This window comes from Ferrimonas sediminum, from assembly GCF_900100175.1.
Taxonomy (GTDB): domain Bacteria; phylum Pseudomonadota; class Gammaproteobacteria; order Enterobacterales; family Shewanellaceae; genus Ferrimonas; species Ferrimonas sediminum.
Genome location: NZ_FNEM01000004.1, coordinates 82,495 through 96,144 on the forward strand (window position 1 = coordinate 82,495; position 13,650 = coordinate 96,144).

General features: G+C 55.8%; 9 protein-coding genes and 1 riboswitch. Of the genes, 4 read left to right on the forward strand and 5 right to left on the reverse strand.

Going from position 1 to position 13,650, the window contains the following annotated elements; translation table 11 throughout:
- Positions 1-122: 122 nt before the first annotated feature.
- From BLT77_RS06400 to prfC, 3 genes are all read right to left on the reverse strand, one after another.
- Positions 123-1,364, reverse strand: a complete 1,242-nt coding sequence (locus BLT77_RS06400) for a NupC/NupG family nucleoside CNT transporter (RefSeq protein WP_090363686.1) — start codon at positions 1,362-1,364, stop codon at positions 123-125.
- Between the two features lie 255 nt (positions 1,365-1,619).
- Positions 1,620-2,387, reverse strand: a complete 768-nt coding sequence (locus BLT77_RS06405) for a TatD family hydrolase (RefSeq protein ID WP_245709894.1) — start codon at positions 2,385-2,387, stop codon at positions 1,620-1,622.
- A gap of 192 nt (positions 2,388-2,579) precedes the next feature.
- Positions 2,580-4,163 (reverse strand): peptide chain release factor 3, encoded by a 1,584-nt coding sequence (gene prfC, locus BLT77_RS06410; protein ID WP_090363692.1) that lies wholly within the window; start codon positions 4,161-4,163, stop codon positions 2,580-2,582.
- Between the two features lie 8 nt (positions 4,164-4,171).
- Here prfC and BLT77_RS20000 point away from each other — a divergent pair, with 8 nt between their 5' ends.
- Positions 4,172-4,468, forward strand: coding sequence for a hypothetical protein (locus tag BLT77_RS20000; RefSeq protein ID WP_143026578.1), 297 nt, complete (start codon positions 4,172-4,174; stop codon positions 4,466-4,468).
- A gap of 125 nt (positions 4,469-4,593) precedes the next feature.
- On the opposite strand, the gene BLT77_RS06415 is transcribed toward BLT77_RS20000, so the two are convergent.
- A complete protein-coding gene (locus tag BLT77_RS06415) occupies positions 4,594-5,955 on the reverse strand; it encodes a sigma-54 dependent transcriptional regulator (RefSeq protein WP_090363695.1) in 1,362 nt (453 codons plus the stop codon).
- Between the two features lie 607 nt (positions 5,956-6,562).
- Here BLT77_RS06415 and BLT77_RS06420 point away from each other — a divergent pair.
- Complete coding sequence (locus BLT77_RS06420) at positions 6,563-8,893, forward strand: COG1361 family protein (protein ID WP_090363698.1); 2,331 nt, start codon at positions 6,563-6,565, stop codon at positions 8,891-8,893.
- A gap of 64 nt (positions 8,894-8,957) precedes the next feature.
- Here BLT77_RS06420 and BLT77_RS06425 read toward each other — a convergent pair whose 3' ends face one another.
- Positions 8,958-11,810 carry an Ig-like domain-containing protein gene (locus BLT77_RS06425; protein ID WP_090363701.1) on the reverse strand — a complete coding sequence of 951 codons (2,853 nt, stop codon included), beginning with the start codon at positions 11,808-11,810 and terminating at the stop codon, positions 8,958-8,960.
- Positions 11,811-11,817: 7 nt separating this feature from the next.
- On the opposite strand from BLT77_RS06425, the gene BLT77_RS06430 reads away from it, so the two are divergent.
- Positions 11,818-12,000, forward strand: a complete 183-nt coding sequence (locus tag BLT77_RS06430; protein WP_090363707.1) for a hypothetical protein — start codon at positions 11,818-11,820, stop codon at positions 11,998-12,000.
- A gap of 14 nt (positions 12,001-12,014) precedes the next feature.
- Positions 12,015-12,101: riboswitch (cyclic di-GMP riboswitch) on the reverse strand.
- A gap of 633 nt (positions 12,102-12,734) precedes the next feature.
- A complete protein-coding gene (locus BLT77_RS06435) occupies positions 12,735-13,610 on the forward strand; it encodes a DsbA family protein (RefSeq protein WP_090363709.1) in 876 nt (291 codons plus the stop codon).
- Positions 13,611-13,650: the final 40 nt, after the last annotated feature.

Genomic DNA, 13,650 nt, shown 5'->3' on the forward strand with positions numbered 1-13,650 from the left:
AATATTTGGTTTATTACCCACTGCGTAACGAGTAAATGGGAACCGTCGGTCACCATACTGCGGATAAACAAAAGGCCGGACACTAGGTCCGGCCTCCTGAAGCACAAGTGTGCGAAGTGCGATTACAGAGCCAGGAACAAACCAGCCAGAGTCGCACTCATCAGGTTGGACAGAGAACCGGCCAGTACCGCACGCAGACCCAGGCGAGCCAGATCATGACGACGGTTTGGAGCCATGGCACCCAGACCACCCAAAAGGATAGCAATGGAGGACAGGTTCGCAAATCCACACAGAGCGAAAGACAGGATTGCCTGAGTACGGTCACTCATTACAACGCCGTTGATCAGCGCTTCACCGCTCAGGTAAGGAGCCAGGTTGATGTAGGCAACGAATTCGTTCACAACAATCTTCTGACCGATGAAGGAACCGGCAACAGTCGCTTCGCTCCAAGGCACACCAATCATGAAGGCCAGTGGGGAGAAGGCGTAACCCAGAATCACTTCCAGAGTCAGGTCAGGCATGCCGAACCAACCACCGATACCACCGATGATGCCGTTGATCATGGCGATCAGACCGATGAAGGCCAACAGCATGGCACCTACGTTCAGAGCCAGTTGCATACCGGAAGAGGCACCGGCCGCGGCGGCGTCCAGAACGTTGGCAGGCTTGTCGTCGGCTTCGCCGATGTCGTCCATGTCCTGCTTGGCTTCTTCGGTTTCAGGCACAATCAGTTTGGCCATCAGCAGACCACCCGGTGCCGCCATGAAGGAGGCTGCAATCAGGTACTCAAGCTTAACACCCAGACCTGCGTAACCCGCCAGAACAGAGCCGGCTACCGACGCCAGACCACCGGTCATGATGGCGAACAGCTCAGATTGAGTCATGGTAGAGATGAAAGGACGAACAACCAGAGGTGCTTCGGTTTGACCCACGAAGATGTTTGCAGTCGCAGACATGGACTCAGGACGTGAAGTACCCAGTGCCTTCTGCAAGCCACCACCCAGAATACGGATGATCCACTGCATCACACCCAGGTAGTACAGTACCGCAATCAGGGAGGAGAAGAACACGATGATTGGCAGAACGTTGATGGCAAAAATAAAGCCAACTTTGAACTTGGCCAGATCACCAAACAGGAAGCCAATACCGTCGTTAGCGTAAGAAATTACGTTGGACACAGCACTGGAGATATCACCCAGCACGTCCTTACCGAAAGGAACGTACAGTACAAACGCACCCAGGGCAGCCTGGATGGCCAGAGCACCACCAACGGTGCGCAGGTTGATCGCCTTGCGATTTGTAGAAAACGCAATGGCAATCGCGATTAGGGTAGCCACCCCTACTAAGCTCATCAGTATACCCATGAACCCATCATCCTCTTGTTAAATTTTATAAATTATGTCGTAAAACAACTTATCATCCGGTCGGAATTATACTGTTCCAAAAAACAAAAATCGCTGTCCAGATCAAATTTTTCGACCATAAAACAGGCAAACGACATATTTATCTTACATATCAGTAATTCAGATACACACTTTGATAGCCGCATTACAGTCGAACCGGAATTACGACCCCTTGGACGTAAAGTGAGGCGAAACCCAAGGCTGTTCGGTGAAACTTTACACCAAACGGTTGAAAAAGCGCGAGTTGTTGCGAGCCAGTTGCTCAGCGAGCGCATCTGAAGGTAAGTCTAGAAGCTGTGACAGGGCTTGCAACACCGATTGCACCGAGGCGGGTTCGTTGCGCTTTCCCTGCTGTCCGCACAGGGGCATATCCGGCGAATCCGTTTCCAATAACAAAGCGTCAACAGGCACACTGGCGATGGCTTCTCTGGTTTTTCTGGCCCTGGCATAGGTAATAACCCCGCCGACGCCAAGAAAGTAGCCCCGGCGAACGTATTCCGCCGCCAGTTCGCGGCTGCCGCTGAAACCATGGATGACTCCGGCACGGGGGAGTGAATGCCGATCCAACTGTGGCAATAGCAAGTGATGGGCCTTGCGGACATGGAGCAACAGCGGCAGCTGAACCTCGCTAGCCACAACAAGATGTCGCTCCAGCAACTGTTGTTGCTCAGGCAGACTAAGGGGTGAGTTAACCGCATCCAGACCGCACTCACCAATGGCCACACACCCCGGCTGCTGCAGCCATTGTGGCAGGGATTCCACCTCTACCAGGCTGTTGCCTGTGGCAAAACAGGGGTGAATACCCACCCCATAGCTCACATTGGAGTAAGCGCCTGCCAACGCCCTAACCCTGGGCCAGTGCTCGGCCGCCACCGCCGGCACCACGATCCGCCCCACCCCTGCCGCCTCCGCCCGCTGCAGTACCAAGTCACGGTCCGCATCGAAACAGTCAAAGTCGAGATGACAGTGGCTGTCAGTCAGCATCACGGTCAGTCTCTCGCTGTTCTGAAACTGTCGCCACACAGCTGCGCTTGTGTTTGGGGTTCAGGCCGTTGGCATCGCACCAGTTGCAGTAAGCCTGCCACCACCGTCGAATCCATCCCATGTGCATTCTCCATAAAAAAAGGACAGCCGAAGCTGCCCTTAGTATATCTCAAGCACTGACAAAACCGAGGCTTAGTGCTCGCGGGTCTTGTGGAAGCTGATGTCCGGATAGCGCTCCATGGTCAGGTTCAGATTCACCATGGTCGGCGCAATGTAGGTGAGGTTATCCCCCCCGTCCAGGGCCAGGTTACCGGACGCCTTGCGGCGGAACTCATCCACTTTGCGGGCATCGTCACCGGATACCCAGCGAGCGGTTGCCACATTAACCGCCTCGTAGATCGCTTCCACCTTGTACTCCGCTTTCAGACGGGCCACCACCACATCAAACTGCAGTACCCCGACCGCGCCCACAATCAGATCATTGCTGTCGATGGGCCGGAAGACCTGTACCGCCCCCTCTTCAGACAGCTGAACCAGCCCTTTAAGCAGTTGCTTCTGCTTAAGGGGGTCCTTGAGACGGATGCGACGGAACATCTCCGGGGCAAAGTTAGGAATGCCGGTGAATTTCATCACTTCGCCCTGACTGAAGGTGTCGCCAATCTGTATGGTGCCGTGGTTATGCAGGCCAATGATGTCGCCCGGGTAGGCCTCATCCGCATGACTGCGGTCGCCGGCCATAAAGGTCACCGCATCGGAGATAGAGACATCTTTACCGATACGCACGTGACGCATCTTCATTCCCTTGCTGTATTTGCCGGAGCAGATTCGCATAAAGGCGATGCGGTCACGGTGCTTAGGATCCATGTTGGCCTGAATCTTAAACACGAAACCGGAAAACTTCTCCTCACCGGCTTCAATGGTACGTACGTCGGTCTCCCGAGGTTGCGGCGTCGGAGCCCAGGCAGTCAGGCCGTCCAGCATATGGTCGACGCCGAAGTTACCCAGGGCGGTACCGAAGAACACCGGGGTCAGGTCACCGTTATCGAACATCTCTTGATCAAACTCGTTGGACGCGCCCAGCACCAGCTCCAGCTCGTCACGCAGCACGGCTGCCAGTTCGGCACCGATCTTCTGCTCCAGCTCCGGATTATCCAGACCCTTCACCACATCCAGATCCTGAATGGTGTGGCCCTGGCCGCTCTGGTACAAAATCGCCTCATCGCGGTGGATGTGATACACCCCTTTAAACTCCTTACCACAGCCAATGGGCCAGGTAACGGGGGCGCACAGAATGTTCAGCTCGTTCTCCACCTCATCCATCAGCTCCATGGGATCTCGAATATCACGATCCAGCTTGTTCATGAAGGTGACGATCGGGGTATCACGCAGACGGGTCACTTCCATCAGCTTACGGGTTCGGTCTTCCACGCCCTTGGCGGCGTCGATCACCATCAGGCAGGAGTCCACCGCAGTCAGGGTTCGGTAGGTGTCCTCAGAGAAGTCTTCGTGCCCCGGAGTATCCAGCAGATTGACCAGGCTGTCGCCATAGGGGAACTGCATCACCGAGGTGGTCACCGAAATGCCACGCTCTTTCTCCATTTCCATCCAGTCAGACTTGGCGTGCTGACCCGATCCACGACCTTTAACGGTACCCGCCTTCTGAATCAGGTTTCCGTACAGCATCACTTTCTCAGTAATGGTGGTCTTACCCGCATCGGGGTGGGAGATGATTGCGAAGGTGCGCCTTTTGGCCACTTCCTGCTGGTGCGTAGACATAACAACCCATGGATGAACAAACAAAGGCGGGCATTATATCAATCCCGCCAAGCCTTGGCGACGGTCTGAAGCAACTCGCAATCCCCAAACCAACAGGCAGCTATTCGATAAAGCAAAATAACTCTGCTGCAGGTAAAAAAAACGGTAAAAGAAAACGCTTTCATACGGCTAACGATGAACTCGCCCGCAATGCCCTCGGGCACGGCAATCAATCTTCATCGAGTCACAATAAAAACCATCCAACTGGCATTCGTCTTCTGCACTGCCAAAAACCGCAAGCTGATGTGATTGGTCCTGCCCGCTGACATTAATGATGAACCCTATGATAGGGCGACGATTCTGGCTCCCGACCTTCTCTTGGACAGCCTCATAGTGCATAAGGCTGTCGCAGAATCGCGGCGCTTACCAATCAACGTTGATGCCAATAATGTCACTTTTGAGCGGAGTCAGGACGTACCGACACATTGTATTTATCCAGCATGCGGTACAAGGTCACCCGGGAGATTCCCAGCGCCTTGGCGGTCTTCATGATGTTATTGCCATTACTGTTCAGTGCCGCCAGCAACACCCGTAAGTCGGTTTCTGCTCTGGCATCCGCCAGAGTTGCGACCTCCTGGCTGCCGACATGCATCTCTAAGTTTAGGTCTCTGGGCCCCAGGGTCCGTTGTTCGCACATCACCAACGCCCTCTGCACCCGGTTTTTCAACTCTCTGATGTTCCCTGGCCAATCGTAGGCGAGCATCTGCTTCATCGCTTTCGGGGTAAACCCCTGAACCTTGGAGGTAGCCATAGAACGATACTTACGGAAGTAGTAATGAGCCAAAAGCTCAATGTCTTCTCGCCGCTCGCGCAGCGGCGGCAGTTTCAGGTTAAGAATGCACAGTCGGTAGTAGAGATCTTCGCGGAATCGCTCCGCTTGCACCTCTTCAATCAGGTTTTTATTGGTTGCCGCTATCACCCTGACGTCCACGGGTATCTGCTTCACCCCCCCCACTCGAGTGATCACCTTCTCCTGAAGAAAGCGCAATAAATTCACCTGTACCTCAAGGTGAAGATCGCCAATCTCGTCCAAAAATATCGTTCCACCAGAAGCGGTCTCGATGTGCCCTTTATGACGCGAATGGGCTCCGGTGAAAGAGCCCCTTTCATGACCAAAGAGTTCTGACTGAATCAGGTTGATGGGAATGGCGCCACAGTTGACGGCGATGAAGGGGCCTTCAGAGCGCAGGGAACCACGGTGAATAGCCTGGGCCACCAACTCCTTGCCGGTGCCGCTCTCACCCTCAAGCAGTACGGTTGCGTCGGTCAGTGCCACCTTTCTAATCTGGCGGTAAACATTACGCATGGCAGCACTTTCACCGACAATGGTTCCCTCTGTAGGGCTGACCTCCTCCTCCAGGAAACTGCGTCTCCGCAGGCGAGCCATGCCATCAACATGGCCAAGAGAAGCCGCCAGCCGAAGCGGTTCTACCGGCAGGGTATGATAATCACAGCAGTAGCGTGCGATCAGCCGGCAGGCGGGGTCATTCTGCCCCCGTTCACCGTTGACTAAGCCAACCCACTCGATACAGCCCGCAGACTCCTGGAGCAACACCTCCAGAGCCTGGTTCAAGCCATTCACCCATCGCTCATCGAAGAGCACGATGCCGACGCAAGGCTTCTGAGGGTTAATAAGAGCACGAGCCTGATCAAGGCTATCCAGATAGCAGGGGCGCCATCCGGCCTGAATCAAAGAATCAGGCAATGTCCATTGTTTAGGATCCAGAAGACAGATGAGCTTACGCGATGCCATGAAACCTTATCCACAGTGCGTCCCTGATGAGCCGAGCAGTCCCTTAAACCTGCATTAGGTTTAGTCCACGAACGCCGCTCAAGCCACAGAAACGATAACTTTATTGACACTAATCAGTGATAATCCTCTTCATACAAAACCTCGCTACAACCACGCCTCTTCACCAGTTCGGGTCATTACTAACATAGCGAAATAAAACGGTTACGGCCCACAGAGAGAAAAACATAAGCCCCTAACTCTCTCCATCCACAATCCGGTGGCGCACTCTACCAAGAGATGCCTATCCTCACCGGTGCGCCAGTGTTAACTTAATGATTCCAGACCTGATTAACAAAGCCCCAAGAATCAGCCAATTATGCAGGGGGCAAAAAATGGCTGTATCATCGCAGTTACAGTTCTCACCCTTTCCCTCGCCCTCTTTACCGCAGTTCGCTCATTTACTTGTCTTTTCAGTTTTGGCCCATCACTTGCTGAATAACCAACAGCGGCTCATCTGAGCCGGAAGCAGGCGCCGCCGCCAGCAGAAGCGGCAGTGCCCACCTTCGACTGTGTTTATCGAACTTCATTTCCAGTCTCTTATTGATGTTATGAATTGGATGGTAAAACGATGAAACGACACAAAACTAACGCGATAACCCGAACGCTCGGCATCGCCCTTGTCGGTACGGCCGGGCTCTACTGCCTGGTCAGCCCTACAACGGCCAGGGCCGACTTCTTCCCTCAACAATTGAATCAGGCCTGTATGGCGGAGGCGGCGGGATTTAACCTCAACTGTACCGCCAACGACATTCAGGTAAGCCAGGTGACCAACATCACCAGGCCCGATGGCTCTCCGGGGCCAGTGGAGTGTACCCTGGGCGGCGACGCCGAATTCAGGGCAGACGTCACCATCGTCACCACCGCCAAGCGGCGGTATGACTACACGGTGTACCTGCCCGAGGGTAACTGGAGCCCGCAGGAATTTAACACCAGCAACACCTGTAGCGTGCTGGTGGGTCAGGACTTTACCGCTCCCGGTGAGGATCTCGAGGATCCCGGCGACATGTGTGCGGACATCTCCAAACCCCCAGGCTCCCACCTCTACACTCAGCAGCTGATCACCCTTAACTGTGTGGACGAAGACCAGGATGGCCGGGCCGAGTTCCGCTACTGTGCCGCCTGGGATAACAAGGCAGACTCTACCCCCGTCTGTGACGGCACCGCCGCCACGACTCCGGTACCCGGTACTCCGTCGAAGTGTCGCTGTGACGAATTCAATATCGACGTGTTTATCAAGCCGGATCCACCGACCATCAACAAGAGTGAAGGCAGCCCCATCACCCGGCCTGAGCCGGGCGGCGATTACACCTTCACCGCCAGCTTCACCAACAACAGCCTGACCTCCATCTTCATCGACTCGGTAGCCGATGAGATCGATGTGGGCGGCGAAGGCTCCTTCGACGTCAGCCTGGATCTGCTTAATGGCGCAACCCAGACCGTGGATCCCACCAATACCGCCACCGCGGAAGGGGTGTACCTGAAATCCCTGTCCGCCAGTTGCGCCCAGCCAGCGGATATCGGCAATGGTGCCGGTGAGCTGGTGTCTGGTGCTACCTACAGCTGTACCTTCACGGTTACGATTGTCGACAGGGATCTCCCCAATGATCAGAGTCCTGAACTGTATAAGGACGTGATCAAGGTGGCCCTGACCGATAAGAACGGCAACCCTGTGGTCAACGGCGCCACCTGCCCGGCGGATCTCAGCCCCATCGCTGGCGATCACTGCTCGGTTCTGCGCACCGTCGATGTCACCAATCTGCCACCCAGCATCACGGTTTCCAAGACCCCGAGTCCCGACCAGGTTCTGGAGCCAGGTGGTGATGTGACCTTTGACATCGTGGTGACCAGCACCTCCGGCAACTACGACGATCCGCTGACCCTGACCTCGCTAATGGACACCGTGTTCGGCGATCTGAACGGAGTGGGTACCTGTGCCACTGGAGGCAGCTTCTCCCTGGCCGCTCCGTACAGCTGTAGCTTTACCGAGACCATCAGCGGCAATGCCGGTGACGTGCACAACAACACGGTCACCGCCAAGGCAACCGACAACGAGAACGACGAGGCCCAAAACAGCGACGGTGCCACGGTCAACATCAACGACGTACCGTCGATAATCACCCTGGTGAAGACCGCCGATCCCATCGAAGTGGATGAAACCGGCGACGATCCTACGGTCTTCCGGGATGTGGACTTCACCTTTGAGTTCAGTGTTGATGCTGCCGGGGTGGATGACGTTACCTTCAACAGCCTGACCGACACCATCTTCGGCACCCTGACCGGCGAATGTCTGGTGGATACGAAGAATGGTTCACCGATAGGTTCAACCCCGCTAAGCGGCTTTGTATTGCAACCCGGTGAAGACGCCAGCTGTACCATCACCAAGGCGCTGCAGGGCGATGCCGGTGATGTACACAACAACGTGGCCACCATCAAGGGTATCGACGAAGACGCCCAGCCGGTAATGGACAGCGACGATGCCACCGTCACCTTCCTGGATACCGGACTGGATATGGAGCAAGAGTTTGCCGCGAAGATGATTGCCTTTGTGCGCATCACCAACGGTAACGTGGATACCGCCAGCATCACCGGAGTGACCATCAAAGGGGTCAACCTGGTTGCCGGTGGTGGCATCCCAGGCCAGTTCGAAGTGCAGAACGACGCCGGCACCAGCAGCTACAACCCGGGTGACGGTCCCTATGCATTCTGCTCCACCGGTGTAGACATTCTGCCGGGTGACACCTATGAGTGTGCCTTTACCCTGAAGCTGTTCCCCGGATTCCCTCCAGGAGACATCAACTTCTCGGCAACCGGCGCCAACGGACTGGTATTTACCTACCAGGATAACGAAGGCAACTCTGTGACCACCAACGTGGATATGAATGTCATGACAATCGAGTAACAACGGGAAGCAGGATTCCCACAAAACTACGGGGGTGAAGCCTAGGCTTCACCCCCGTTATTGATTAGTGATTTTTCTTGCCGTTCCCACCGCCACCACCGTTGTCCTGCAGGGTCACACTCACCCAGGCCGTAGCCGTGGCCAGGCCATCGCTGATGGTGTAGCTGAAGCTGTCGCTGCCCTTGAAGTTTTTGGCGGGGTGATAGCGCAGCTGGCCATCGGCCAGAACCTCGACACTGCCCTTGCTGCCCTGGGTGACCGCAACCACGGTCAGGGTGTCGCCATCGGGGTCGCTGTCATTCGACAACACGCCAATAGTGACGGCACTCTTGCTGCTCAGGGTAACGCTGTCGTCCTGTGCCAAGGGGGCACCATTGGTCGATGCCACCCGGTAGCTGGCCTGAACCTGGCCACTGGTGCTACCAGGCTCAGTGGCCTGCCCCAAAATGGTAATCGCGTAGTCGCCTTCACTTTCGTCCAGGCCGGAGGTCACGCTAACAGCAAACTCGGCACTGGCTCCCGGAGCCAGGGTAACGCTGGTGCCGGCGGCGCTCCAACCGGAAGCTACGGCGCCCTGAATCTGATAAGCCGATGTGTCACAGGCTTCACTGTCACGACTGCGAATGGTGCCGCGGTAAGTCACCGTGGTGCCCGCCGCCACCTCACCACTGTCGCTGTTATGCAACACCAGCTCCGGCGCGCTCAGCTCGCACACCGGCAAGGGGGCGGCCACCTCATAGCTCTCTGCCGCCGTCACCCCCAGGTTGGCCTGACGGTGCACCGCCTCGGCGATGATGGAGTATACCCCTTCGGCCGCACTGGACGGCGAGGTCACCACCAAGTCCAGTTGACCACTGGCGCCGGGCAATAAGGTGATCGAACCGGAGTTGGCACTCCAACCCTGAGGCAGCTGGCTGCCCAGGTCGAAGGTTTCGGCATCGCAGGCCTCGGAGTCCTGGTTGCCAATGGTGGCGCTGTAGGTCACCGCTTCTCCGGCAGCTACCGCTCCAGTTCCCACTCTCTGCAGTACCAGGCTGGGAGCCGACGCCGTGCAGACCGGGGCGGGAGACTCCACCACGTAGGTCACCTGAGCAGTCACCTGGTGGTTACTGCCGCTGTCGGCGGTCACGGCGATGTCGTAGAATCCATCGGTTGCGGAATCGATGGAGGCCACTTCCAGGATAACCGAAGCGGTTTCTCCCGGAGCCAGGGTAAGGCTGGCACTGTCACCGCTCCAGCCCGGTGGCGGAGTGGCTGCCAGAGTAAACTCGGTCGTCCCACAACTCTGGCTGTCCCTGTTGGTCAGGGTGGCACTGTAATTGACACCAGTCCCCGGGGCCACCCAGGCCCCCTCGCCCGGCGTCACGACCAGTTCGGGCTGTACCGGCGCGCAGATGGGCTGATCCAGGCTGACAGTGACACTGGCACCACTGGCATCCGCCCACTCGGTGGTCACAGTGGCACCTCCCTGGCCTTCCTGGTAGCTGACGCCGCCAATCAGCGCCGCGTCATCCAGATCGTACCAATCGCTCTCAGGAGTCATATCCAGCAGTTGACTGGAGGCGGCATCCTGGCCGGTTGCCAGGTGGAACACCACCCCTTCGGTCACCGCCTTGCCGCTGAGAAAGGCATCGAAGCCGTGAGGCTGTCGATACTCGAGGTAATACCAGAGTGGTTCACCGGACACCGGATCGGTACCCCGGGGGACCTTAATCGCCCTGATTGCACCGGAAGATTGACTCTCGAGCGGCACCAACTGATAACTGCCGTCACTGTCTGCGGTGACCACTTCGCCCCTGGACTCGGAGATCCACCCCAGTAGCTCTTTGTTGAATGCGTTGAAATGACCGGTGATCCCGGACTTGCCCATGATGTCCATGCTGTCTCCATACTCAATGGACACACAGTTGTCACCAATCACATCGGCACCGCAGTCCAGCACCTTGGCATGATGCAGGCCAAGGTTATGGCCCAGCTCATGGCCTACGGTGCGCAGAGTCAGGGAGCCATTGATCCAGGCACGACTGACGGTGCCGCCGATGGTGCCTTTCCCGGTCCAGCCACAGGCGCTGTTTTCAGGGAACACGTACACCATTCGGTTATACCGGGACAGGTCGATGCCGTCGGCTTCCGCAGCCTGTTGGGCCTGCACGTGGATCTCCCAGCTGTCACAGGTGGCGTTGATGGGCAGGGTGTAGTAACCATGCACGTCTCCGCTCAGCCAGGTCTGGCCGCCGGAGTTCTCCCGATAGAAATCATCGACGCTGCCAAATACCGTCTGGCGGGCCTGTTCCAGGCTCCAGGGCTGACTGCCGTTATCGAGAAAATTCACCATCATCACCAACAGCCGTTGCTCACCCAGGGTATTGGGCAAACTGGCGCTGCTGGTTGCCTGTGCGGACGAAACCTGTCCGTCCGCCAGCACCTGCAACTCCTCAGAGGAACCGTCAAGAACCAGTACCCCTTGCTGCCGCGCCTCGGCCTGCGGCCCAAACCACCATCCATCGGCGGCCACTCGGGTGCCGGTTTTCAGCGACTTAGACTTGGCAACCCGCTGCAAGCGCACCTGACCATTATCGGTGTTCAGCAGGTAGCCCAGGCGGTGGCTGCCGTCAGGATAGTCCTCATAATAGAGCTCCAGCTCTCCAACCAATTGGCGGCGCTGCTCCAGCTTAGCCAGAATCTCTTCGGGAAGTCCTTGTCGATGATGCCCCGGCAACACCGCCCTCAGGACTGCATCGGGATCCCGCTTAGCCAACACGAACATTTCCTGCTGACGCTGCTCGGCCTGTTGCAGCAATTTGCCATGGAGTCTGGATCGCTCGGGAGCACCGGCACGGCGATAGGCGGCAATCTGCCGGCCCAGGTTCAGGCTTAGCTGCTCGGACTGAAGCCGGGCGGTGTTCGCCTGACTCACAGAAACGGTGGAAGACTCAGCTAAAATAGAAGAAGAAAAAGAGATAAAAAATAAAGATATAAGTATCTTTTTACTCAAGAATCCTTTATTCAGGGCAGCCAAAGGCAGCGCCAACAAAGCGACGGGAAATTTCAAAATGGAAACCCTCAAAGTAAAACCACACCTCGAAAGCTCCCGAAAAAAGGATTAAAGCACTACGACTCCTTCGGTAATCCAGCCAACCTGGCAACCAGTGCCAGGCCCTGTGATTTTGCGCAGCCGGATTCTCTCCGAGCTTTGCCTTTTCGAGAGTACTTTCGAATATTATTGCCCAAACTATTTGAGCCAGCTTATTAATTATCTGTCCCTGAACCCGACCATCCCCGTTGTTCGAGGTAGTTAACCGTCGGTTCTATCTTCAGACCGCAGCATGCTAGCAACTCGACTCTCCGGTGACAATGCCCGCCTGCGCAGTTTTCGATCAGGATCGACGCTGGCACCCCCTGCCAAATCCGATAGAATCTTTCGAAAACAAAATAAATTATTACACCCACCGTCAAAATAACCTTTAAACTTAGCTTGGACCAAAGCATAGCAACCAACTAATTAAACAGGGAATAATACATCTTTAGAATCAAATAAATAATATAACAAAGGTTACAACAAAAACATTTACCAATAGATACTGCGGCAAACTAACCACTTGCGCCAATCTTCCAATCCAAACATCAAAAGCGCTCATCATGAATTTTATTTGAATTTACATCAGATAGTTGCCTGTAAAGTGCTGTTAATATTTACTCCTTCAAATTTTCTGTATTCATGACGACAAGACCTCGCCACTCTTTACGGGGGCTCAAAGCACGCCTACTTTTAACCTGAGCCTACGTGGCTCGTCTCCGTGGACACCGCACCATAAAGAACTCCTGCTCGAGGTAATCTGACATGCAAAACCCCCTTGGTCGCCAGCTCCTAATCTGCTTTGCCCCTCTCTTCTGCCTACCAGCCTTCCTTGCCATAGGCTCCGAACTGACAGAGAAAGAGCAAGCTCTGGTCGACACCATCACTCAACAGGTTTTAGAGGAACTCCGGCAGGGCGACGCGCTGCAGCAGGAGATTCAGGCCGGAATCGAACATTACATCGCTACCCAGAAACAGGCACAGGAGGATGCGAAACAGGAACAGCAACGACTGGCACTGGAGAAATACAAGCAGGTTCGCCCGCCGACCCCGGGGCGAGACCACTTTTATGGCGCTCAAGATGCCCCCATCACACTGATCGAATATTCCGACTTCGAGTGCCCCTTCTGCAAACAGTTTCATGCCACCGCCAAGCAACTGGTGGATCAATCGGAGGGGCAGATCAACTGGGTATATCGCCACTATCCACTCTACTTTCACAACCCCGGCGCCCAGAAACAGGCGGAAGCCTCAGAGTGTGCCTTTCAGCTAGGGGGAGATAAGGTGTTCACACAGTACACCGACACGATCTACCACAGGACGCGATCCGGCGGTAAAGGGTTTCCGCTCACTCAGCTGACCCCTTTGGCAGAAGAACTAGGCTTGGACGCCAACGCCTTTCAGGAGTGCCTGGATAACGACAGCCAGGCCAGCCGAGTCCAGGAGGACTTTGATGAAGGTGCCAGCATCGGCATTACCGGTACCCCTGGTAACATCCTGCGCCACAATGACAGCGGCGACATACGCCTGGTATCGGGCGCCAAGCCTTTGCTGGAGCTTCAGCAACAGGCCCGGGAACTGATGGAAGCCGCAGCGGCACCGGTCCCCTCCGGAACCGCATCACCTACGGCGAAAAAATAACAGATAGAAAAAAGGGCCCTCAGGGCCCTTTTTTCTGAAC

What these genes read in the sequence shown, in the direction of transcription:
- prfC (WP_090363692.1), bottom strand. Translation starts at nt 4,163, where the DNA reads ATGTCTACGCACCAGCAGGAAGTGGCCAAAAGGCGCACCTTCGCAATC.
- BLT77_RS20000 (WP_143026578.1), top strand. Translation starts at nt 4,172, where the DNA reads ATGGATGAACAAACAAAGGCGGGCATTATATCAATCCCGCCAAGCCTT.
- BLT77_RS06415 (WP_090363695.1), bottom strand. Translation starts at nt 5,955, where the DNA reads ATGGCATCGCGTAAGCTCATCTGTCTTCTGGATCCTAAACAATGGACA.
- BLT77_RS06435 (WP_090363709.1), top strand. Translation starts at nt 12,735, where the DNA reads ATGCAAAACCCCCTTGGTCGCCAGCTCCTAATCTGCTTTGCCCCTCTC.
- BLT77_RS06400 (WP_090363686.1), bottom strand. Translation starts at nt 1,364, where the DNA reads ATGGGTATACTGATGAGCTTAGTAGGGGTGGCTACCCTAATCGCGATT.
- BLT77_RS06420 (WP_090363698.1), top strand. Translation starts at nt 6,563, where the DNA reads ATGAAACGACACAAAACTAACGCGATAACCCGAACGCTCGGCATCGCC.
- BLT77_RS06405 (WP_245709894.1), bottom strand. Translation starts at nt 2,387, where the DNA reads ATGCTGACTGACAGCCACTGTCATCTCGACTTTGACTGTTTCGATGCG.